This is a genomic window from uncultured Aquimarina sp. (assembly GCF_947495315.1).
Taxonomy (GTDB): Bacteria; Bacteroidota; Bacteroidia; order Flavobacteriales; family Flavobacteriaceae; genus Aquimarina.
Map to the genome: position 1 here is coordinate 58900 of NZ_CANLYD010000013.1, position 23960 is coordinate 82859.

26 protein-coding genes are annotated in these 23960 nt (G+C 32.3%); 10 read left to right on the top strand and 16 right to left on the bottom strand.

The features are described 5' to 3' along the window. Positions 1 to 333: 333 nt before the first annotated feature. The 4 genes from Q0910_RS20110 to Q0910_RS20125 are packed head-to-tail and all read left to right on the top strand — an operon-like array spanning position 334 to position 2581. Positions 334 to 867, top strand: coding sequence for a GNAT family N-acetyltransferase (locus Q0910_RS20110; protein WP_299220506.1), 534 nt, complete (start codon positions 334 to 336; stop codon positions 865 to 867). Between the two features lies 1 nt (position 868). Next, positions 869 to 1405: a hypothetical protein gene (locus tag Q0910_RS20115; RefSeq protein WP_299220509.1), complete on the top strand. Its 537-nt coding sequence runs from the start codon at positions 869 to 871 to the stop codon at positions 1403 to 1405. 50 nt (positions 1406 to 1455) lie between these two features. Next, positions 1456 to 1974, top strand: coding sequence for a signal peptidase II (gene lspA, locus Q0910_RS20120; protein WP_299220513.1), 519 nt, complete (start codon positions 1456 to 1458; stop codon positions 1972 to 1974). Position 1975: 1 nt separating this feature from the next. Then, positions 1976 to 2581, top strand: coding sequence for a peroxidase-related enzyme (locus Q0910_RS20125; RefSeq protein ID WP_299220516.1), 606 nt, complete (start codon positions 1976 to 1978; stop codon positions 2579 to 2581). A gap of 59 nt (positions 2582 to 2640) precedes the next feature. On the opposite strand, the gene Q0910_RS20130 is transcribed toward Q0910_RS20125, so the two are convergent. The 14 genes from Q0910_RS20130 to glyA form a co-directional block, all read right to left on the bottom strand. Continuing rightward, a complete protein-coding gene (locus Q0910_RS20130; RefSeq protein ID WP_299220518.1) occupies positions 2641 to 3063 on the bottom strand; it encodes a hypothetical protein in 423 nt (140 codons plus the stop codon). Between the two features lie 184 nt (positions 3064 to 3247). Continuing rightward, positions 3248 to 4081 (bottom strand): oxidoreductase, encoded by an 834-nt coding sequence (locus Q0910_RS20135; RefSeq protein WP_299220521.1) that lies wholly within the window; start codon positions 4079 to 4081, stop codon positions 3248 to 3250. Positions 4082 to 4085: 4 nt separating this feature from the next. Further along, positions 4086 to 4745 (bottom strand): peroxiredoxin-like family protein, encoded by a 660-nt coding sequence (locus Q0910_RS20140; protein WP_299220523.1) that lies wholly within the window; start codon positions 4743 to 4745, stop codon positions 4086 to 4088. Between the two features lie 100 nt (positions 4746 to 4845). Then, entirely contained in the window at positions 4846 to 5433 is a 588-nt protein-coding gene (locus tag Q0910_RS20145; RefSeq protein ID WP_299220526.1) for a Crp/Fnr family transcriptional regulator, read from the bottom strand. A gap of 92 nt (positions 5434 to 5525) precedes the next feature. Then, the gene (locus Q0910_RS20150) at positions 5526 to 6089 is read right to left on the bottom strand and encodes a hypothetical protein (protein WP_299220529.1); all 564 of its coding nucleotides are present in this window, start codon (positions 6087 to 6089) and stop codon (positions 5526 to 5528) included. Continuing rightward, the gene (locus Q0910_RS20155; protein ID WP_299220532.1) at positions 6079 to 6462 is read right to left on the bottom strand and encodes a VOC family protein; all 384 of its coding nucleotides are present in this window, start codon (positions 6460 to 6462) and stop codon (positions 6079 to 6081) included. The genes Q0910_RS20150 and Q0910_RS20155 overlap by 11 nt, the downstream gene beginning before the upstream one ends. A 128-nt stretch (positions 6463 to 6590) precedes the next feature. Then, complete coding sequence (locus Q0910_RS20160; RefSeq protein ID WP_299220535.1) at positions 6591 to 7136, bottom strand: DUF3575 domain-containing protein; 546 nt, start codon at positions 7134 to 7136, stop codon at positions 6591 to 6593. Between the two features lie 93 nt (positions 7137 to 7229). Beyond that, on the bottom strand, positions 7230 to 7466 hold the full coding sequence (locus Q0910_RS28680) for a helix-turn-helix domain-containing protein (RefSeq protein WP_366142694.1): 237 nt from the start codon (positions 7464 to 7466) through the stop codon (positions 7230 to 7232). Between the two features lie 177 nt (positions 7467 to 7643). Beyond that, complete coding sequence (locus Q0910_RS20165) at positions 7644 to 8105, bottom strand: hypothetical protein (RefSeq protein ID WP_299220538.1); 462 nt, start codon at positions 8103 to 8105, stop codon at positions 7644 to 7646. 167 nt (positions 8106 to 8272) lie between these two features. Further along, positions 8273 to 9094, bottom strand: a complete 822-nt coding sequence (locus tag Q0910_RS20170; RefSeq protein ID WP_299220541.1) for a CPBP family intramembrane glutamic endopeptidase — start codon at positions 9092 to 9094, stop codon at positions 8273 to 8275. Between the two features lie 75 nt (positions 9095 to 9169). Continuing rightward, entirely contained in the window at positions 9170 to 10234 is a 1065-nt protein-coding gene (gene rsgA / locus Q0910_RS20175; protein ID WP_299220544.1) for a ribosome small subunit-dependent GTPase A, read from the bottom strand. 57 nt (positions 10235 to 10291) lie between these two features. Next, positions 10292 to 11083: an MBL fold metallo-hydrolase gene (locus Q0910_RS20180; RefSeq protein ID WP_299220547.1), complete on the bottom strand. Its 792-nt coding sequence runs from the start codon at positions 11081 to 11083 to the stop codon at positions 10292 to 10294. A 287-nt stretch (positions 11084 to 11370) separates the two neighbouring features. Next, the gene (locus Q0910_RS20185) at positions 11371 to 11847 is read right to left on the bottom strand and encodes a nuclear transport factor 2 family protein (RefSeq protein ID WP_299220550.1); all 477 of its coding nucleotides are present in this window, start codon (positions 11845 to 11847) and stop codon (positions 11371 to 11373) included. Between the two features lie 240 nt (positions 11848 to 12087). Further along, a complete protein-coding gene (gene glyA, locus Q0910_RS20190) occupies positions 12088 to 13362 on the bottom strand; it encodes a serine hydroxymethyltransferase (RefSeq protein WP_299220553.1) in 1275 nt (424 codons plus the stop codon). A 204-nt stretch (positions 13363 to 13566) separates the two neighbouring features. On the opposite strand from glyA, the gene fahA reads away from it, so the two are divergent. From fahA to Q0910_RS20215, 5 genes are all read left to right on the top strand, one after another. Continuing rightward, entirely contained in the window at positions 13567 to 14847 is a 1281-nt protein-coding gene (fahA, locus tag Q0910_RS20195; protein WP_299220556.1) for a fumarylacetoacetase, read from the top strand. 103 nt (positions 14848 to 14950) lie between these two features. Further along, positions 14951 to 16138 (top strand): hypothetical protein, encoded by a 1188-nt coding sequence (locus tag Q0910_RS20200; RefSeq protein ID WP_299220558.1) that lies wholly within the window; start codon positions 14951 to 14953, stop codon positions 16136 to 16138. A 39-nt stretch (positions 16139 to 16177) separates the two neighbouring features. Continuing rightward, entirely contained in the window at positions 16178 to 16777 is a 600-nt protein-coding gene (locus tag Q0910_RS20205; RefSeq protein WP_299220574.1) for a Crp/Fnr family transcriptional regulator, read from the top strand. 90 nt (positions 16778 to 16867) lie between these two features. Then, complete coding sequence (locus Q0910_RS20210; protein ID WP_299220576.1) at positions 16868 to 17152, top strand: hypothetical protein; 285 nt, start codon at positions 16868 to 16870, stop codon at positions 17150 to 17152. A 12-nt stretch (positions 17153 to 17164) separates the two neighbouring features. After that, on the top strand, positions 17165 to 17632 hold the full coding sequence (locus tag Q0910_RS20215; protein ID WP_366142692.1) for a group III truncated hemoglobin: 468 nt from the start codon (positions 17165 to 17167) through the stop codon (positions 17630 to 17632). On the opposite strand, the gene ytxJ is transcribed toward Q0910_RS20215, so the two are convergent. Together ytxJ and Q0910_RS20225 are read right to left on the bottom strand one after the other, a co-directional pair. After that, the gene (gene ytxJ / locus Q0910_RS20220; protein ID WP_299220578.1) at positions 17601 to 17996 is read right to left on the bottom strand and encodes a bacillithiol system redox-active protein YtxJ; all 396 of its coding nucleotides are present in this window, start codon (positions 17994 to 17996) and stop codon (positions 17601 to 17603) included. The two genes, Q0910_RS20215 and ytxJ, sit on opposite strands and share 32 nt — an antisense overlap. 118 nt (positions 17997 to 18114) lie before the next feature. Then, positions 18115 to 20793 (bottom strand): carbohydrate-binding protein, encoded by a 2679-nt coding sequence (locus Q0910_RS20225; protein WP_299220580.1) that lies wholly within the window; start codon positions 20791 to 20793, stop codon positions 18115 to 18117. Between the two features lie 384 nt (positions 20794 to 21177). Here Q0910_RS20225 and clpB point away from each other — a divergent pair, with 384 nt between their 5' ends. Then, positions 21178 to 23778, top strand: coding sequence for an ATP-dependent chaperone ClpB (gene clpB / locus Q0910_RS20230; RefSeq protein WP_299220582.1), 2601 nt, complete (start codon positions 21178 to 21180; stop codon positions 23776 to 23778). The last annotated feature ends 182 nt before the right edge of the window (positions 23779 to 23960 follow it).

Below are 23960 nucleotides of genomic sequence, written 5' to 3' on the forward strand. Positions count from 1 at the left end.
AATTAGTTTAGTTCTTAATTAGTAATATAGTCAATAACCAATATATAAAAATAAATTATCCAAATCATATTCTTCCCACCCTAAACGGGTAGCTTTATTGATTTTTTGAGATAATATTTTCCTTTTCTTTCTAATTGATCAATTTATATTTACATTGAAATTATTACTGATTGTCCGTAATGTCTCATAATAATAACTTGAATGTCGGGTCAAGCGCAGTCGAGACCTTATTTTTAACACTTTAGGTTTAATGACCTCTCGACTGCGTTAGAGGAGACAATGGGTTATAACAAATTACGGATATTCAATAAATTATTTTATTTTTTAGTTGATATGAATGAATACCTTTTTAAATCTGAGAGACTCGGTTTTCGTAACTGGACACGAGATGATATAGATCCATTAGCATCCATGAACAATGATGATGATGTCATGGAGTTTTTTCCTTTTAAGCCCTCTAGAAAAGATACAGAAGAATTCATACTAAGAATGCAAAAACAGTTTACTAAAAATGGTTTCTGTTATTTTGCGGTAGATATTCTTGGTTCTAAAGAATTTATAGGATTTATAGGACTCTCTGAACAAAGTTATTTAGAAAATCAAGGAGCATTTGTAGATATTGGTTGGCGGTTAAAAAAAAGCGTGTGGAATCAAGGGTATGCTACAGAAGGCGCGAAAGCTTGTTTGGATTTTGGGTTTAATACGATTGGTTTGGATCGTATTTACTCTGTTGCTTCAGAAATTAACTTAAAATCTGAATTGATCATGAAAAAAGTCGGAATGACTAAGATCAAAATTTTTGATCATCCTAAGTTAACTGATTATCAAGATTTAGTATCTTGTGTGTTATATCAGAAAATGAAATAGCATGAAATCAATAGCAAAAAAAATCCTTACAATTCTTATTTTAGGTTGTATAAGTTTTTTATCGGCTCAGGAAGAAGAACTTCACCAAAAAATCAATCAGGATATGTATGGTAACTTTTCTGAAGCTTATGAAAAATTAGACTATCCCCTATTTGCATCAATTCATAGTAAAGAAATGATTAGAATAACCGGTGGTAATGGTGGAGAAATTAAAAATGTAAAAAAATATCTGGAAAGTTCTCAAAAAAGATGGAGTGACCCTAAAACGAAAGCATCACCTATTGATTTTAGGTTGTTTGAGAGAGTGACTTCGGACTCATTAGTATCTGACCGAGGCATTTATAGAGTAACCTATAGAAATGATAACGGTGAAACGAAATATTCTTATGGACAATTTCATGTAGTATTACGGTTAGAAGGTGGTTTCTGGAAAATACTTATAGATTATGATTCTAATGAGAAAAACACTATAAATAAACAATCTTTTGATGATGCTTTTTCTCTTTCAGACTATAAAAAATACTGGAAACATAAGTAATGTAGTGCTTTACTGCTACATTTGAAGAATTCTATCGTTAATTAGACTGTATGAAAAAAATAACCAAAAAAATTAGAGTACTACTCGTACTATCTTTAGTATTACTCAATATAGGGTGTGATCAAATATCAAAGACCGTAGTACGACAAACGATTGCACCTAATCAAAGAATTGAAGTATTCCAAAATAATCTGGTACTTACCAAAGTCGAAAACAGAGGTGCTGCTTATAGCTTAGGATCTGATCTCGCTCCTTTACTAAAAATAATTCTTTTACAGATTTTACCTATTATTGTTCTACTCTTTTTATTAAGGCTTATTCTTATTAAAACAAATTACTCTAAGGAAACTATACTTGGTTTTACTTTTATTATTGGTGGTGGGATTGGCAATCTTTTTGATCGTATTGTTTATGGATCTGTAACTGATTTTATGATTATGGATTTGGGAATCATAAAAACTGAAATATTTAATATGGCAGATGTTTCAATTATGGTTGGATCTTTTATCATATTGATTACAGTACTTTTTAATAAAAAAGGATCATTCTTTAAAGAAGTAAATGAATAATATGAGTTGGATCAAAGAAATTTCGTTCGAAAATGCTACGGGTCAACTAAAACGAATATATGATCGTGTAAAAGGTTCCAATAATAATATAGATAATGTTCTATCTATTCATAGTCTGCGTCCACATACGTTGGTAGGTCATATGGGGTTGTACAAAAACGTGCTACATAATGCAAATAACACCTTACCAAAATGGTATTTAGAAACGCTTGGTGTTTATGTAAGTCATCTGAATCAATGTAGTTATTGTATAGATCATCATTCGGCTGGATTGCAACGTTTGTTAGCTGACAATAATAAATTCAAGCAAATTACAGAGTGTATCCAAAATGATCAAACAGAGTCTTTTTTTAGTGATCAATATCTGGAAGGATTGCGATATGCTAAAAAATTGACATTATCACATCATATAATTACCCAATCTGATATTGAGAATCTTAGAAAACACAATCTAACAGACGGAGAAATACTAGAAATCAATCAGGTTGTGAGCTATTTTAACTACGTAAACAGAACAGTGGTTGGTCTTGGTGTCAATACAGATGGTGATATCATTGGCTTATCTCCTAACGATAGTAACGATCCGGATAATTGGGGGCATTCTTAAAAAGTATTCGAAATATTTTTAATTCAGTTTTTTGTTAGTAACCAACTTATTTATACTGGTTATTCTTCTACTACTAGATGAATCTTTGGTTTAATAAGGATAACGATTAGGTATCCGGTTATAAGTCCAATAACCGAAAATATTAAATCATTACTATCATATATATTATCACCTCCCAAATTGTGGAGTTTCAATTCCTGAGATATCACGTAAATTCCACCTAATACTGGAGCTATAACATATATAAGATTTCTTTTGATTTGTCTTTTTCTACTCAGTATCCGTAGATTCAAGTAAAGTCCAATTCCTGTCAAGATTAGAGTTCCAATAACAGCTTCAAAGAAGTTTGGCAGTGATAGTAAAGTGATTTTTATCCATTCAGGAGAACTACTATTCAAAACTGCAGGGCGGATAAATTTAAAAACCACAAACAGAATAATAAGTAAAATCTGAATTCGTACTAACTTTAATATATCAGTCATTCTACTTGTTGTTACCTGTTATACATAAGATTAGTTGTGTTTAATTAACTAATTTAATGATTATAAAAAGAATGAAAATACACCAAGATTTTTATGAGTAATACGAATGATTCTAAAAAAAGCGCTAGTCATTTGGCTAGCGCTAATACTGTTATTTTTTATGTATTGCCGTAGCAAGCTATTTTTAATCATAAACAGCACTTTCAGCTATTTTTCTATTCTTTTCCAAATCGGATTTCACGCTGTCTAACTTCATTCCTATTGTCATTAGTGCTACTTTTCCTAGGGGTAAACGAAGTGTTTGATTTTTCGAATTAATCAAGTTGATAATTGCTTTAGACGCTTTTATAGGATCGCCTTCTTGTTTCCCGTTAACACCTTTTAATTTAGTCCTAAACGCTCCTGCCGTTTCGGAATAATCACCAATTACTTTTTCTGCTTGTCCAAGTCTGTTACCTGCAAAATTAGTTCGAAAAGGACCCGGTTCAACTATTGAAACCTTAATTCCTAAAGGTGCCACTTCTTGTGCCATTGCTTCGCTAAAACCCTCTAAAGCAAATTTACTTGCATTGTATATTCCAAAACCTGCAAAGGCCTTAACTCCTCCGTGAGATGAAATTTGCACAATATGTCCTTTCTTTTCTTTACGCATAAACGGCAAAACAGTCTGTGTCATTTTTAATGTTCCAAAAAAGTTTGGCTCAAAAACGCTTCTCACTTCTTCCAAAGAAGTTTCTTCTACTGCGCCCACAAATCCTATTCCTGCGTTGTTAACCAATACATCTATTTTACTATAATCAGAGATGATTTTCTCAACACAATTTTTAATGCTCTCTTCATTAGTAATATCTAATACCATTGCTTTTGCTTTTTTAGTATACTTTTTATTGAATTCCTCAACTTGTGATTCCTGTCGAAATGTACCGATTACAAAATCTCCTTTTTCAATAACAGATTCTGCAAGTGCTTTACCTAATCCGCTCGATATTCCTGTGATCAACCAAATTTTATTTTTCATTATATTATTTTTTTAAAGTGTTAATAATTTCCGAGACTTCTACGCGATTTCTGTAGTCGCCACCTAAAGATTTTGCAAAAGAAATAGTAGTGTCTTTTTCTATAATGAAAACAGCAGGAATTGGTAATTCTCTGGAATCATCTGAGTAATGAGCGTCAAAATCGAATCCAAGTTCTGTCATTGTATCGACAGGTGCATCGGCATTTGTAAAAACAGTTGTATACTTTCTGGCAACAATATTTCCGTTATCACTCAAAACCTCAAAATCCAGTTCATTTTTTTCTTTTACGTTCAATGATTCATCAGGTATCTGTGGTGATATAGCCACTAATTCCGCTCCCAAAGCTTGAATTTCGGATAATGAATTTTGATAGTGTGCAAGTTGAAGATTGCAATACGGACACCAAGAACCTCTATAAAAAGTAAGAACAACTTTTCCTTTTCTCAGTAAATCTGAAAGTCTAATGGTTTTGTTCGTTGCATTCGAAAGAGAAAAATCTGGTGCTTTTTCACCAACTTCTAGTTTTAGAATTGATTTATGATTTAATTGCAGATTTTCTGCGTCCTTGTCAAAAACATTAAGTGCATCTTTAGGAAGCATCGTTCCTAAATTTGTACGCAGCCCTTTTAAGTTTTCTTGATAAGAATTTGTCTCAGTGTTCATTTTACTTTGTTTTTAGATGAAGTCAAAATTGACTTTACAAAGTTGTGGTAATGCGCCACCTTAAAAAATGAACTGGATTAGGAAATTATCTTGAACTAGTTCAAGATTTTGTTGTGAGACGTTTACGTATTTTGCTTAAAAACTCTGGTGACATTCCTAGATATGAAGCTAAAGTATATTGAGGTACTCTTTGCACAATGGAAGGATATAGATTAAAAAACTCTAAGTATCGTTCTTCAGCAGACTTACCGAGATTGGATAAAACTCTTCGCTGAGAAAAGGCGAATGACTTTTGTGCAACCAATCTAAAAAAACGTTCGAATTTTGGATTTTTATAACAAAGATTCTCAACATCTTCGTAAGCAATTTGCTGAACGGTTGAATCTTCCAAAGCTTCAACAAACAAAGACGCAGGGCTTTGGTTTACATAACTATTAAAATCACTTATAAACCAATCTTCTATAGCAAACTGAATTGTATGCTCTATTCCTTCATCGTTCACAAAATAACTTCTAAAAGCTCCCTTTAACACATAAGTTTGATGGGAACAAATAAAATTCGGTTGCACAATAAATTGTCTTCTTTTTATTTTTGTGGTTCTCACTATTGAAATGAACTGTTTTTCATCTTCTTTGTGCAAAGAGACATAACGCTTAATATTATTTAGTATGTTTTCGTAATCTTTCAATATTTCTTCTAATATGTTACCTCGTCTCTTCCATCGTACTTTTGCATCCAGAATTGTATATACACAATATACAAACCTTATGCATCCGTTTTTTATAAATCAGAATCTGTTAAATTATTTTTAGCCATCCAATCGTCTATTATTTCAGGTGGTTTTATGATATCAAGAAACTCAGTAAAAGTATTAGCAATTAGTTGAGAATTATGTATTAACTCCTTAGAATTTGAACCACAGTCGTGATAAACATATATAACTTTTGGATTTTTTTCTTTCGCTTTTATGTAGAAACCATCTCCGCTTGAATTTTCGTCGGGAGCAATACAAATAAATCCTTTTTTTATTAATTCAAACCCAGGAAAAGTCTCCGTTGCATCAAACTCTATATCTTCAAAGCTATTAAATTTAGTATTTAAAAGTGGTAGCTCACTCTTCTTTTTATTTTTTAAAGATTCCCATCCGTAATTAAAAGGGATTCCAATTTTAAGATCAGTTAGCGGGAAATCAATCATCAGCTGTCTAAACCATTTTGGAATTTTTCTTCGCGTATTCCATTTCAGAATTTTATATTCTGATATAGAAGCTCGTTTTCCAGTATTCAGCTCAGGATAGTCTTTAAAGAGTCTATCTGCTTTATTTGTAATTTCTTTAAACATCATTGTTTATTTCAATCCAATATCCATTTGGATCTTGAAAGTAAACCTGCTTAATTCCATCTTTTCGTATGTAATCTTTGTTTGGTGTACCAAGCCAATCAGAGTAGTCAATTTTTAGTTCTTCTAGATACCCTACAAATGAATTAAAGTCAGGTGTTGTTAATGCAAAATGAACAGCTTTATTAATTTTTATTTCAGAATTTGGACGAGGAATCAGATGAAGCTGTTTACCCTCACCAAAAGATAACCATCTGGTTTTAGAGTCAGAAGCTGTATTTTTAATTTCTTTAAGATGAAGTACCTTTTGATAAAACTCAATAGTTTTGTCGACATCTTTTACGGAAAGTGCTATATGATTGAATAAAAAAGTACGCATTTATTAAAGTTTATGATACCCAAATATCTTAATTATAATTTTATTATTTAAAAAAAACATCAATCCAAAAATTTTCTTCTATGTTCTAATTTTTCAAACCATTATGTAAAACGTTTTTTCTATTCAGACTAAAATCGGTAGCCTACACTTAATGCACGACGATTAATAACATTATGGTCTGTTTTATCGGCATTAAATAAATTCACTCCCATACCAACTAAAACTTCAAAAAAAATTCCGTTTTTGATAACCCATTTGTAACCCAAACTTAAACCAAGTGATAGATCAATTACATCTGGCCCTTCATTTAAAGTAATATTTCCATTCATATCAGTTAATTGTTTTCCATCGGTTGAGCCTAATGTTCCAAATCCTTCAACAAAAAAACCTGAAGCATATTTTTTTCCAAAGTATCTCCTATAAAAAGGAGAAATAAGAAAATTTGTGTCTTCATCATTTCTTTGACTAAAAACATACAAAGCGGTAATTCCAAGGGAAGATTTTTTATTTAAATTTCTTTCGTAAGTTGTTTCGAAAAGTCCCAATACTGTAAAATATACATTAATTTTTACATCATTTCTCTTTTCGAATGGATTTATAGTATCATTTTGGTTTTGTGCTTTCGCAGTAAAAAGAAAGCATAATAAAGCAATTACTGAAATTGTTTTTTTCATATAAACGTTCATTTAAATTTAGTAAATACCAAAACTAAATGAATCGAAATTAAAAAGGTTTCAATAACTTAACATTCAATAAATTGGTACTTATTAATTAGAATTTCGATACGCTTTTGGAGTTATTCCTGTAACTTTCTTGAATGCTTTGTAGAAGGCTTTTTTTGAAATACAACCTGATTCTAAACCTAATGTTAAGTGACTATAGTTTTTAAATTCAGCATCTAAAATCATTTTCTTGGTAGTTTCAATACGATAATGATTTATGTAATTTGTGAAATTTTTCTTTGTAATAGAATTTACAAACTGTGAAGCATAATCTGGGCTTATTCCTAGCTTTTCAGCGACTTTCTCCCTGTTTAATGTATTACCCTATAACCATGATTGTTTTACAAAGAATTTTGAGTTTTTTAAAATGAGTGTTGTCTGATGTAAACGACTCTGTATAGTTCTCTTTTTTTTAAATCAGTATATGTTAAATATCTCTGTTCTTTGTTATAACCAGTTCTAATTTTCTTTTGTGTATTCATAATTTTCTCCATCACAAGCTCCACTTAAAGTATTCTGTAGTTTATCATCTGAAGTAAGAATTAATATTTGTTTTTGTTCATCAAATCCACAGTTAAAAAACCTTACATCAGGAGATGAATATGATAATTCTACAAACTTTTGAATTGTATTGTTCTCATTTCCATAAAGAGGGCTTTCATTTGTAACGGTATAAGTTCCTTCAAGTTCATCAGATATATTATTTTCTATAGATCCTCTATTAAATGTTCCTCCTGGATTTATTTGATAGAAATGAGTATCATTTTCATTAGGTGACATAGACCCACCTGCAGAAGTATTTATTATCTTGGTTAAATTCCATTTACCAATTACTGAAGACTCGTTAGTTTGTTCATCGTCATTATTATCACAACTAAATAATGTTATCATTGATAAAATTCCAATAAATATCTTTTTCATTTTTTGAATTTAATTAATGTTATTATGTAGATGTTTTTATTCTGAAAAGGTTGCGTAAACATCTTGTTTATTGCCAGTTGCGTTGGCTAGCACTAAACTAGTAAAAGAAAACGGACCAAGTAATTAATTATACACGTCTTAAGTTTGATTCTCAATACATTTATATATTAATCAGAAAGTACAAATGCAACAGTTATCCATAGTCCAATAGCAATCAATAAATAATAATAGAAAAGAGCTGTTCCTTCTTGAGAAATATTGAAGATAAAAAATGTAAATGCAGTTAACGTAGTATGCATAATCATCGGTGGCAGTAAACTGTTTGATCTATCATAAAGCCAAACCATTAGTATACGCATTGGTATTAAACCAGCATAATGGAAAAAAAATCCAGGTAAAAATTTTTCCAAAACTAAATTTCCAGAATTATCACCACATCCCCAAATAACAGGTAGAAAGTGCCATACTCCCCATAGAACACCAACGAATATACCTGTTTTAAAAACCCCATATCGTTCTTTTAGGTTGGGGACAGCAAAACCTGACCAACCCAACTCTTCTAATAAACCTCCACCAATAATTCCGTATATCAATGCACTTAAAATCAAATTGACTTTGTTTTGAGTTGAAAAAATATCTGGAATATATGTATTTGAAAACTGGTATAATATAAATAGCGAAAGTCCTGAAAGAATTGGTACCGTTAAAATAGCGATTAAATAAAATTTAGCACTTAATCGCCAATTAGTTAATTTTTCAAATAGTGTTTTAAATCCCTTTTTTCCCTTTGTAACACCAAGCAATATAAAACTTGCGACCACTGGACCCAGTAAAAAAGGAATCATTGCTATCGGTAATAATGTGTCGAATTGTTTTGGAGTTGCCAGAATACCGGTCTGATTACTCACAATAAGAACTCCACTCCACGAAATTATAAATGTCAGAGCGAAAAAGAGTGTAACTGGGTTCTTTTTTATGAATTCTCTCATAATTATTGTCAAAGCGCAGTGTATGAGTAGTTACTAGCGATAGGAAGCCATTACTTATGCACCTTTGGTGGATGTTTAGTATTTATTGTTTCTTCTTTGTTTTTTTACATTCTTTATCATTTTTCCAAAATCTTTATCCTTCTTTTTTCTCTCTTTGGCATCTGACTCAAAATGTGTTCTTTCTTTTTCCATTTTAATGAAGTTCGTATAAGAATCAGAATCTAACTCTTGATTTTCAATAGCAGCCAATACCGCACATCCTTTTTCATTTTTATGAGTGCAATCACTAAATTTACAATTTTGAGCAAGATTCAAGATTTGGTCAAATGTTATCTCAAGACCATCAGAAATATTAGTTATTCCAACTTCTCTCATTCCTGGGTTATCAATTAATAATCCATTTTCTAAAACAATCAATTCTCTATGACTTGTAATGTGTTTTCCACGGTCAATACGCTCACTAATTTCTCCTGTTTCCATCAAATTAGTTCCTATCAAAGTATTAATAAGTGTAGACTTTCCTACACCTGATGAGCCTAGCAAACAATAAGTACTGCCTTTAATTAATTCAGATTTTAGTTGCTCAATTCCCAATTGAGATTGATTACTTATTGTAAATACAGGAACGATTTTAATTCTTTCTTTTATTTTAACTAGTATCTCTTCTAATTTCTGTTTTTCTATTAAATCTATTTTACTTAATACAATAATGGGTTCAATTTTAGATGCATTACAAATTGTTAGGTATCGTTCTAAACGATTGACATTATAGTCTCTGTTTACAGACTGAACGATTAGTCCAAAATCAATATTAGTAGCAATAATTTGAGTTTGACCCAATTTACCAACGGCCTTTCTTTCTACAACTGACTTTCTGGGAAGTATAGCATGAATTAAAGCCTTGTTTTCGTCATATTCTGAAATCGACACCCAATCACCAACAGCTGGAAAATCATTTCTATTTTGGGCCGTAAATCTTAAATTCCCAATGAGTTCAGCATCAAATTCGTTCGTTATCGTTTTTATAATATATCGGTCTTTATGCTCCGAAATCACTCTTCCAATATCAAAGGAATCAAGATTATTTTCTTCTCTGTATTCTCCCAATTCTTTATAGTATCCTAAGTCTTCAAGTGTCATTTCTATTCATTCTTATTAACACAACGGTTTCATATACGTTGTTACGTGCGGTCAATTTTATTCCAATACTATCACTTCGATTTTTTGATTAACGAGACTTTTAAAATGATTCAGTTCTTTACGATTTTTTATTTCGTAATGAATAGGGATAACTTTTTCAGGTTTAATCCTATTTACAATGACAGCCGCTTCTTCTTCATTCATTGTTAAATTGTCTCCTCCAATTGGTATTAAGGCAATTTGAATATTCTTTAGTTCATTCATTTCTGGAATGTAATCTGTGTCTCCTGCATGATATATACTTAGCTTTTTGTCAAGAGTCAATACAAAACCTACATTTTCTTTTGATTTAGGATGCGCTTTAATCCACAAAAAAACAGATTTTGTATTGTAAGCCGCTATTGTATTTATACTAATTCCATCAAAATCTATGGTTTCGTTTGGTCTGACAACTTGTATTGTATAATCATTACCTTTTAGTTTTTTAGCAACTCCTTTGGAACAAATAATTTTTGTTTCCGATTTGAGAATTTTTTCTAAATCTTTAATTGATAAGTGGTCAGGATGTGCATGAGTTATCAATATGTAATCCGCTTTTTCAGTAGTTTCGATTTCAACTGGATCAATGTAGACTATTTTATTACTCGTTTTTAGCTGAAAACTAGAAGGAAAGAAATGGGATTTATTTACTTTAATTGTTCCCCATGTGGTCAACGTAGCATTTTCTCCTATATTAATTTGTCTTAGGGTTGAGTTTCTTTTTTCGCTGATTGATATCTTTACCATAGCACAATTTTGAGTTAATAGAGGTATTAGTATAACAAGAGTTAGCGCAAGTATTTTTTTCATTATATAATTTCACTTTGCTTAGAACAAGCAAAACTAGCATGATAGCCAATTATGGACTATGACTTTTGTCATTTTGAGAAAAACAAAAGTGATGTTGTTAGTATAAAAAGAGGGTTGTTCTATGTTTACTAAAGAGACTCCTTTGCTTGCGTATAATGGTTGTATATGGTTAGTTGTGTGGCTCGCTCACCTAAAATAGCAAAAGGAAACCGAACCTTAGGGAAATCCTATGGATTTTCCTAGCATATGCAGATCCAAGTAAATAGTTATACGCTTGGGCACTGCTTTTATTTTATTTTACCATCATGAAACGCTGCCCTTTTCCAATTCCCGTCTTCATTCACCCAAACATTGGTTATTCTATATTCATTTTTTTGGATCTCTTCCTTTTTTTTATTTGAAACGGCTACCTTCCCAGTTACAATTGCCATATTTCTATAAAATTCAATTTTTATTTCATCCATTTCATACCGAATAACATCGAGATTTCCTGAATTGATTTCATTTTCTCTTTTACTCAAATAATTAAGCCAACTCTTTTTTCCAATGGATTTTGAATTTCCATTTGTGTGCAAATAGTTTTCAGTTATCATTGATTCTAGTACTGAAACATTTCCATTCCGAAATGCTTTATTGAATTCACTAATCGTCTTTAGCAATTCTTGTTTAGATTTTTCTAATTCGTTATTGGTTGCATCATCATCTTTACATGAAGATAAATTCAAAGCTATAATGACAGCTAATATTACTTTAAAGAATCTCATATGTTAGTTTAGCTTATTGAGTGAGGTTGTATCCAACATGCGTATATAATTACTAAAAATAACTATATATTATATCTTCATTTATAACCCTTTAATTCTACAGCTAGTTTTTATTTTTCGTTTTAAAAATAGTATAAAATCCCCTACAAAACAAAACAGTATTTACTCGTAATACTTCCTTAAAACAAAAATGCGCGACTAAAAAGTCACGCATTTTATATATATCTTAAAAAAAGTAACCTACACCACAAACAATGGTTTATCTGCCATCATAGCATTTACATCATTTGCAATACTATGCAACTCTTCTTCATTTTCTACATTATTGATTACTCTATCAATTAATTCTACAATTTCCAGCATATCATCCTCTTTTAATCCACGAGTAGTAACCGCTGCAACTCCAATACGAATACCGGAAGTTACAAATGGTGATTTATCATCAAAAGGGACCATATTTTTATTCACCGTAATCTCCGCAACGCCAAGTGCTTCTTCTGCTTGTTTACCAGTTACGTCTTTGTTACGTAAATCGATTAACATCATATGATTATCAGTACCTGCAGAAATTACTTCATATCCCTTTTGGACAAAAGCTTCCGCCATTGTTGCTGCATTTTTCTTTACTTGTATGATATAATGCAAAAACTCATCTGTCAATGCCTCGCCAAAAGCAATAGCTTTTGCTGCAATGATATGCTCTAATGGACCTCCTTGATTTCCAGGAAAGACAGCGCTATCCATTAAAGAAGACATCATACGCTTCTTACCGCTCTTTAGTGTAATACCGAAAGGGTTTTCAAAATCTTTACCCATTAAGATTAACCCGCCTCTTGGTCCTCTTAATGTTTTGTGGGTTGTAGTAGTTACTACGTGACAATGAGGAACTGGATCAGCAATTACACCTTTGGCAATTAGTCCTGCAGGATGTGCAATATCAGCTAATAAAATAGCTCCTACGCTATCTGCAATTTCTCTAAATCTTTTATAATCTATTTCTCTAGAATATGCAGATGCTCCAGCAATAATTAGCTGTGGCTTTTCTGCTGTAGCAATCTCTTGAATTTTATCGTAGTTTAATCTACCTGTCTCCTTCTCTACTCCATAAAAAACAGGATTGTACAATTTACCGGAAAAATTAACTGGTGATCCATGTGTAAGATGTCCTCCGTGAGAAAGATCAAAACCTAGTATTTTATCTCCTGGTTTCAGACACGCGTGATAAACCGCGGTATTCGCTTGAGATCCAGAATGAGGTTGTACATTAGCATATGCTGCTCCGAACAATTCTTTAGCACGATCTATAGCAATTTGCTCTACTACATCTACTACAGAGCATCCTCCATAATAACGTTTTCCTGGATAGCCTTCTGCATACTTATTTGTTAATACAGAACCAGCTGCTTCCATTACTTGTTCACTTACAAAATTTTCTGAAGCGATCAATTCTAATCCATTAATCTGACGTTCTTTTTCGTCCTGAATTAAATCAAAAATCTGTTCGTCGCGTTGCATGTTTTTTTATTTATAAAATAGATGCCCAAAAATAGGAACATTCCTTAAAATAAGCTGATGGAATATTAATAAATATGAACATTTTCTTCACAATTAGAAATATCACATTTTTTAATTAACTTTCACATAAATAAAATATGTAAAACGTTCTAAAATTATATATTTGATGATGAGAAGTACCAACAACTTATTAAAAAAACGACAATGCCCATAACTGCAAATAACCCAAATAGAAAAACGTGGATCAAAACTCCTACTAATACTGATTTTCCAATTCAAAATATTCCTTTTGGGGTCTTTCTTACCAGAGATGACATCATTACTATAGGAACTCGAATCGGAGATACCGCCATTGATCTGGGAGCACTTCATCAACTTGGCTATTTTGATGGAATTCCATTGACCGATGATATATTTTTACAGGATTCTCTTAACGACTTCATATCTGATGGAAAAAAGACGTGGAGATTAGTACGTAATCGTATTGCCGATATTTTTGATACCGAAAACGACGCCTTAAAAAGTAATAAGGAACATTGTAAAATAGTACTATTTACGTTGGATGAAATAGAAATGCAATTACCGGTGACTGTAGGAGATTACACAGACTTTTATAGTAGTATTGAGCATGCAACCAATGTAGGTACTATGTTCAGAGATCCTGAGAATGCTTTACTTTCTAATTGGTTACATATACCTGTTGGATACCACGGACGTAGTAGTTCTATAATTCCATCAGGAATTCCTGTACATCGACCACAAGGTCAGAAACTAATCAATGGTACAGAAAATCCAATTTTTGGCCCTTCACGATTAGTAGACTTCGAATTGGAGATGGCGTTTATTACTACAGATGCTAATCAGCTTGGAGAGCCTATTCCAATTGAAGAAGCTGAGGATTATATTTTCGGATTGGTATTGTTTAATGACTGGAGCGCACGAGATATTCAGAAATGGGAATATGTCCCTTTAGGCCCTTTCCTTGCTAAAAACTTTGCTTCATCCATATCACCTTGGATTGTTACGCTCGATGCTTTAGAACCGTATCGAGTTACTGGACCAAAACCGTTAAAAGAACAGCTTCCATATCTTCAATACAAAGGAGACAAAAGTTTTGATATTAATCTGGAAGTTGCCATACAACCGGAAAAAGCAAAAGAAACTATAGTTTCTAAAAGTAATTTTAAACATATGTATTGGAATATGTCTCAGCAACTTGCTCATCACACTGTTAATGGATGTCCGGTTAATTCTGGAGACATGATGGGTAGCGGAACGATTTCCGGACCAACTCCTGATTCTTATGGTTCTATGTTAGAATTAAGCTGGAGAGGTGAGAAACCAGTACAACTTAAGGAAGGTGGTAGTCGTAAATTCATAGAAGATAATGATACTGTTATTATAAGAGGGCATTGCAAAAAAGATGGTGTTAGGATAGGTTTTGGTGAGGTATCTACCAAATTACTTCCTGTATTTAAAAAATAAAATCAATTATCATCCATATGAAAACCTCAAAAAGTTACTTTGAGGTTTTTTTGTTACCTTTTGGCACCAAAATTGAATAGATGTCCCCCAAACGTATTACATTATGAAAAGAACTCTACTTTTATTTTTAATTACTACCCTTACCTTCTCTTGTGGAGGAAAAAAAAAGACATTCACTGCTCTTAATACAGGAAACTATGATCAAGCGATTAATACTTCAGTTAATAAATTAAGAGCTAATAAAAACAAGAAAGGGAAACAAGATTATATTCTAATCTTAGAAGAAGCATTTTTAAAAGCAGTTGATCGTGATATGAATGCTATTGCTTTTCTTGAAAAAGAAGGAAACCCAGCCAATTTAGAGCGAATTTATAATTCTTATAACACTTTAAAAAACAGACAAGAACGCATTCGTCCCCTACTACCACTATATCATGTAGAGCAAGGACGTAATGCAAATTTTTCTTTTGATAATTATGATCAAAGAATTCTAGATACTAAAGAAAAATTATCTACTTATTTATATAACAACGCTAAGAATTTACTCTCTAACGCAAAAAGAAAAACAGATTATCGTAATGTTTATAACGATCTGGTATATCTAGAAAAAATCAGTCCTAACTATAAGAATACAAACGATCTTATTGAGGAGGCACATTTTAAGGGAACAGATTTTGTTAAAGTTGCCATGAAAAATAATACGAACGTAATCATACCAAGAAGATTAGAAGACGATTTGCTAAATTTCAGCACGTATGGTTTGAATGATCTTTGGACGGTTTATCATAATAAACCTCAGCGTTCAGTAAAATATGATTACCTGATGGAAGTGTCTTTTAGAGAAATTAATATCTCACCAGAACAAATTAGAGAAAGACAACTAGAAAGAGAAAAGTTGGTTAAAGATGGTTGGGAATATCTATTAGATGAAAATGATGAATTTGTTCGTGATGAAGAAGGCAATAAAATCAAAGTAGATAAAATGGTAACTGTACGATGCGAATACTATGAATTCATGCAGTTTAAGGAAGCACAAGTAGTAGGTAATGTGCAATACAAAGACCTTAATACTAAACAATTATTAGATGCTTTTCCACTTTCAAGCACATATGTCTTCGAACATGTTTATGCAAACTATAATGGTGATAAACGCGCACTAGATGATGATTTGATTAGGTATTTGGGATTACAAGCGATTCAATTTCCCACAAATGAGCAAATGGTTTATGATTCTGGAGAGGATCTAAAAAATAAATTAAAAAGTATTATTACCAGATATCGTTTTAAATAATAATGTAATCCAAAAGTGTTTTAATCTGAAAACTGAGAAATGATTGACAAAGAAACATTACTTAGTGCAGGTGCTACTTTAAAAAAATACGTAAAAGGAGAATCACTTTTTTACGAAAACAATGATGCGCGATATTATTATCAGGTACATTCTGGTGAGATAAAAATGAACAACTATAATGATGAGGGCAAAGAATATATTCAAGGTATTTTTGACAATGGAAAAAGCTTTGGAGAACCTCCATTATTTGCAAACTTTAGATATCCCGCTAATGCAGAAGCCATTATAGATACTGAAGTCTGGCAATTACCAAAAGATAAGTTTTTAAAGCTTTTAGAAGAAAACCCAACAATTCACCACAAATTTACCAGTACTCTTGCCACTCGTTTGTATTATAAAGCCATGATGGTTTCGGAAATATCAACTCAGGAACCAGAACATCGTATCCTAAGGATTTTGGATTACTTTAAAAAAAATAATCAAAGTTCCTCGATAGAAACTTCTCGCTATAAAATAGAGCTTACCAGGCAGCAATTAGCTGATTTAACAGGTCTACGAGTAGAAACGGTAATCAGAGCTGTTAAAAAATTAGAACAAAAGGGAGAGCTATCTATTAAAGAAAGAAAAATATATCGGTAAGTTTCCTTTTTCCCAACCTTTATGATTAAGGTCATAAACTAAACGCCTCTTCCGGAAATATCTTTGAACATAACTTTAAAACAATACGTTATGTACTCAAAACTATTAAAAGATTTCAGAGAAATGTATATGGTCTATATTCCATTAATGATCATTCTTTCTAGTTGTTTAGGATCAGTTGCCGCAATGTATATTTTAATGCAGGACAGATCTTCGATGCAGGTAATTCAACTAACAGTTTGTGTTATTATTTGCATGGCATTTAATGCATCAATTCTAGCTCAAATGAAACCAAAATTTGTTTTTAATTTACTAATTGGTAGTCTTGCGATTAACACACTCTTAGTACTATTAAACTTTGGATATTATTCTTAATAAAGATGTGTAATGAAACAGATGAATGAACGAGATATTGAAACTAGAGATGATATTTTCAATATAGTATCACAATTCTATACTAAAGTAAGAAAAGAGAAAGTACTTGGTCCCATTTTTAATCACGTAATAAAAAATTGGGATGAACACCTAGATAGACTAACCGATTTCTGGGAAACAAATCTATTGTTTGTTACTAAGTATAAAGGGAACCCTATTAAGGCACATCAAGAAGTTGATGCTACTTTTCAGGGTAATATCACAGAACATCACTTCGGTATCTGGCTAAATTTATGGTTTACAACTATTGATGAATTATATTCCGGAGAAAAAGCTGATACTGCTAAAAGAAGAGCCAGAAAGATGTCTACTCATTTACATATAAAAATGTACGAATCCAGAACATCTCGTAAAAAAAATTGCCCTTTTAATAATAGCAAAAATGTTGTTAAACAAATTGATGCAAAACCTGTGGAGTAATTGCACTGTGCGATGCATGATGTACCGCAACTCCATTACGAATCACAATAAATTGCGGAGATTCATGGTATACCTGAAACTTTGCAGATATTTCTGAAGAAACATCTCGATAATTTAACAAATCGAGATAATAAAGATCTACTTGATTTTCAGTAATATCAAAACTGTTTTCAAAATTTCTGATCACCATTCTACTTATTCCACATCTTGTAGAATGCTTAAATATTGCTTGTGTTTTGGTACTCGAGGCATCTGTAATTTGATTTAATTGCTCCAAAGATTTTAGCTCTTGCCAAGGCAGCGCTTGTTTTTCTTCTTTAGGTTCTTTATCCTCTGATCCAAATATTTTTCCAAATAATCCCATAAAATCAATTTTCTAACGGTAAAGGTCGGATAAAAACAATAATAATTACATTTTTATTTAGCTCATTTTTATATAAATTTCCTAAATACAGTTATTAATATAAGATCTATAGGAAAATTTAGTTTTTCACAAACTTATAAGAAAAGTTAGTGGCTTTGTCTCTTAGCAAATAAAGTCCTCTTATGAGTTTCGAAACATCTATTTCTTCCTGACTATCTGAAGTATAGAATTGTTTCACTACCCTTCCGGTAATATCAACTATACTAAATTCTTGATTACTTTTAAGCCCTTGAATAAAAAGCGAATTCTGTACTGGGTTGGGGTAAATATTTACTAGATTTCTATTAAAATTATCAATAGACAATGTAGACAATGAAAATTCAATACTATTCAGGTTTAATAAAAACCCTACGCCTCCACTATAAACCAATCGAATGTTTTGTGTTCCTGAAGTAAGGTTAATATTTGTATTAATCGTTTGCCATGTTTGCCAATCTCCTGTATTGTCAACATTAATACTCCCTAAAGAAGTACCATCGCTCAAAATAGTAATTGTACCACCTTGCGAGCCCGAAGCAACTCTAATCGAAATGATATACATTCCCGTTGTTTCCACAGAACTTTGATACTCTGTATAATCCCCATTTTCTATAAAACCTATGTTCATACCTCCTCCATTATCGGACGTATCTTCTCTTTGAACACCTTGTTGTAGTGTATATTCTTCTGCTTCAATAATACCAGGTAATTCGTGAATTATTGTACAGGTATTTAAATTATCTACAGGACAAGCATCATCAGCATTAGTAACATATCCTGATGGCTGCGTACAGGCAGATTGTGGATCATTTAAATCTCCAAGTCCGTCATTATCGACATCTGCATACCACGTAGAAGGTGTAGTACAAGATTCGCAAGTTTCGCCTGGCAATCCATAGCAACCATTGCCTGTTGGTCCAAATCTCGGATCCCATAAAATCCCAGCTACCCATCTTTCACCTCCATTTTCATAAGCACCGACATCTGGATTTGCCCCAATAAAACCATCTGTAATTCCAGTTATTACCCGACCTTGATCTATAGGACCTGACTCATTTTTTAAATAAAAGTTTCCCATGTTTGGGTTTTCAAATGCAGAAGGATCGGTAACTAAATTATTTTGCTTATCGGATTGTGGTTCCCATTCACCTTTGAATCCCAAATTATTCCAAACCTTTACATTGGTAAAAGAAGTCCCTTCTTTATGCCAGGCTCCCATTTCGTCAGAATTGTCATAAAAGGTATTATTAAAAACATCTATATCTTTTCCATCCCAATTAATCTGAACACCTGCCCACTCTGTATTCCAAACTACATTATGATGAACAGAAAATGCTTCTGCGTCATTATCCAAATAAATACCAGCCGCTTTTCTCTTAGAACCTCTGGATGCTGTATCGTGAAACCAATTATGATGTATTTCAGTGTTTTGGGGTCCTCCCACCGTATAAAAAGTTCCACAATCATCTGCTATCAGATTACTTTTATACACATCGTTATACGCAATTTCACAACGGTTCCCATTATAATTGATACCATCTCTACCGCCATTAAATATGGTATTCCTTAAAATTTTATTGTCAGTACCACCTCTAGCCACCAAAGGAGCATCATAAGATCCTAAGTAATTAAAATCGTGAATGTAATTATTTTTTAACTCATTAAAATTACCTCCTAAACGTACTCCTGTTGCTGCACTAAAAGCGATTTCACATTTTTCGATACTATTCCTTGTACCGTTTACTTCAACACTTGGTTTTCCTGCATTGAAACCCCTAAAAATTCCTTGAGTATGATTTCCATAAAACGATGATATCCCAAAAAGTATATTATTATTAGAATTCGTCTTTAATTCGATAGCTCCACCGAAAACAGCAAGGTTTCTAACCTCAATATAACTTCTTCCGTTAAGATTTATAGTTATTTCTCTCTTTCTCATGCTTACCATTCCATCCTGAGGAGCGGTTCCATTAGGTAGCTGTACAAACAATTCTTTTGTATTCTTATCAAACCACCATTCATTCTGATAATCCAAAGCTGCTTTAACACCTTCTAGATAAAAATCTCCTCCATCTGCGGGAGCATGAAATGTTCTTATCCAATCTGGGTTTTTGTCTAACACAAAATTGACTCTACCTGATGTGCTGCTAGTTATAAAAGCTTTCCAAGCGATCCAACCGGAACCTGGTTTATCCCCATAAAAGAAAACCGAACCACCTGTCCAATCAATAGCAGGAATTTCTGAAGAAGTTAGAAAAGCATTATTTATAACATTACTTCCACTACCGCCATCATTACGTTTCGAATTCAAAGTAAATGGTTTTCCATCATCATTATTAGGCCAACGAGCTAAATCTAAAGCAACATCGCCATTTAAGACAAAGTTTTCTTGACCCAAATCCCAATCTACCTTAGTCTTATACACTACTCCACTATCTTGTGTCCATCCAGATAAAGCTTCCATAGCTGTAATTATTACTTTCTCTCCCGGAAAAGATGTAAAAACAATAGGACTACCTGCAGCTCCAGAATTAGCGGGACTTAGTGTTTCTTCATAAGTTCCTTCTCTTATAAATACAGTATCTCCTGCAACAGCCTCTGATGCCGCTTTAGCAATAGTTAGATAAGGACTATCAATTGTACCTGTATTTATATCATTTCCACTTTTGGAAACATAAATGTCTCGTGCAAAAATATTTCCGCCTATCAAGAATAAAATGAGAGCCAATATTCTTGAAATTCGTTTAGAAAAAATCATTTAAAATAGTTTTAAAATAGAAGTCGAGAATATAAGTTTACTTATAAAAGACTATAATTTTGATTAATAGCGTATGAAGGTATTACATAAAGATCTTGAGCTAATCTCAAAATAGAATCCGTTTCTATTTGATGAGAATTTGTTATCAAATCGTTATAATCCGTAAATAACGTTGGTTACCCAAAATTATTTATTGAAAACACTCTTATATATCTAAGGCTAACTTTTGTAAAATTGAATACCTTTATAATACACTAAGAAATTACCACACGGCTTTATAGACAAAAAGTCAGTAAAATCAAGCCCTTAAAAGACATTTTGACATTAACTTAGTATGGGAATACTATTTGCTCTATAGTGTATGAACACAAAATGAAATGAAATATGAACTTTAATAATTTCACCATAAAATCACAAGAGGCCATCCAACAAGCACAGTTGCTTGCTCAAGAGTATGGTCACCAGCAAATAGAAAATGAACATATTTTTAAAGCTATATTTAATGTAGATGAAAATGTGCTTCCGTTTATTTTAAAAAAGCTTAATGTAAATATCAACATCTTACAACAAGTACTGGATAGCACATTAGAAAGTTTTCCAAAAGTAAGCGGTGGAGAAATACAATTATCTCGTGAAGCAGGAAAATCATTAAATGAAGCAAGTATTGTTGCTAAAAAAATGGATGACGAATTTGTATCCATTGAACATCTTATAATAGCTATTTTTAAATCTAAAAGTAAAATTGGTCAAATTCTAAAGGATCAAGGCGTTACTGAAAAACACCTTAGAGAAGTAATTAATGAAATACGCAAAGGAGAAAGAGTAACTTCACAAAGTGCAGAAGAAACCTATCAATCTCTAAGTAAATACGCCAAAAACCTTAACGAACTAGCAGAAAACGGCAAACTAGATCCGGTAATTGGTCGCGATGAAGAGATTCGTAGAATTTTACAAATCTTATCACGTCGTACCAAAAACAATCCTATGCTAGTTGGAGAACCAGGTACTGGTAAAACTGCCATTGCCGAAGGATTAGCGCATCGTATTATAGCAGGAGATATTCCCGATAATTTAAAAGACAAACAAATATATTCTTTAGATATGGGGGCTTTGATTGCCGGTGCAAAGTTTAAAGGTGAGTTTGAAGAACGATTGAAGGCAGTCGTAAAAGAAGTAACTTCTAGCGATGGAAATATCGTTTTATTTATAGATGAAATCCACACTCTAGTTGGTGCAGGTGGCGGTCAAGGTGCTATGGATGCAGCAAATATACTCAAACCTGCATTGGCACGTGGAGAATTACGCGCTATTGGAGCAACTACTCTGGATGAGTATCAGAAGTACTTCGAAAAAGATAAAGCATTAGAAAGAAGGTTTCAGAAAGTAATCGTAGATGAACCAGATACAGAAAGTGCCATTTCTATCCTTAGAGGTATCAAAGAGAAATATGAAGCTCACCATAAAGTAAGAATTAAAGATGAGGCAATTATTGCAGCTGTAGAATTATCGCAAAGATATATCACCAATAGATTTTTGCCGGATAAAGCTATTGATTTAATGGATGAAGCTGCTTCTAAACTTAGAATGGAGATTAATTCTAAGCCTGAAGAACTAGATGTATTAGATAGAAAGATAATGCAACTGGAAATTGAAATTGAAGCTATCAAACGTGAAAATGATGAGTCTAAATTAAAATCACTCAATGCAGATCTTGCTAATTTTAAGGAAGAACGAAATGAGATTTTCTCTAAATGGCAAAGTGAAAAAGAGGTTGTAGATGCTATTCAAAATACCAAAACCAATATAGAAGAGTATAAACTAGAAGCGGAACGTGCTGAACGAAATGGTGATTATGGAAAAGTAGCTGAACTGCGTTACGGAAAGATCAAGGATTCACAAGAAAAATTAGAGGCATTACAAGAACAACTGAACCAACAACAAAGTAAATCTTCATTGATTAAAGAAGAAGTTACCAATGAAGATATTGCCGAAGTTGTTGCTAAATGGACTGGGATTCCTGTAACCAAAATGTTACAAAGTGATCGTGAAAAACTTTTGGTTTTAGAAAAAGAACTACAAAAACGCGTCGTAGGACAAACAGAAGCTATCCACGCAGTTAGTGATGCGGTTAGAAGAAGTCGTGCGGGATTACAGGATCAGAAGAAACCAATAGGATCTTTTCTTTTTCTAGGAACTACAGGAGTTGGTAAAACAGAATTAGCTAAAGCCTTAGCCGAATATCTTTTTAATGACGAGAGTTCAATGACTAGAATTGATATGAGTGAATATCAAGAACGACATGCTGTGAGTAGATTGGTAGGCGCTCCTCCAGGTTATGTTGGGTATGAAGAAGGTGGACAATTAACCGAAGCTGTAAGAAGAAAACCATATTCTGTAGTACTATTAGATGAAATCGAAAAAGCGCATCCAGATACTTTTAATATCCTATTACAAGTATTGGATGAAGGACGATTAACAGATAATAAAGGAAGAACAGCCGATTTTAGAAACACCATTATCATTATGACGAGTAACATGGGAGGTCATATTATTCAAGAAAAATTTGAAGCAGTAAAAGATGTAGATACTGCGATGGAAAGTGCCAAAATTGAAGTATTAGGGTTATTAAAACAATCTGTACGACCGGAGTTTTTAAACAGAATTGATGATATCATTATGTTCACTCCATTAACAAAGACGAACATTCATGAAATTGTAAAGCTACAATTGAAAAATGTATCTCATATGTTAGCACAACAAAACATAACACTTGATGCTACAGATGAAGCTATTAATTTTCTTGCAGAAAAAGGTTTTCAACCTGAATTTGGTGCAAGACCAGTAAAACGTACCATTCAAAAAGAGGTGTTAAATTCTCTATCAAAAGAGATTCTTGCTGGTAAGGTATCGACAGAAAGTATCATTTTATTAGACGAATTTGATAGTACCTTAGTATTCAGAAATCAAACAGACTTGGTGCTTTAACTGACGATACTGTTAATTAAATCTTAAAGAAAAAGGGTGGTTTTTTGTTAAAAACTAACCCTTTTTCACATTTATTAGGGAAAAAATAACATTGAAGAAGCTTCGAGATAATCATATTTTTACGGTTTTACCGTAGTTATCAACAGATTTATTCTTACATAGTTGATAAGTAATTCTTACAA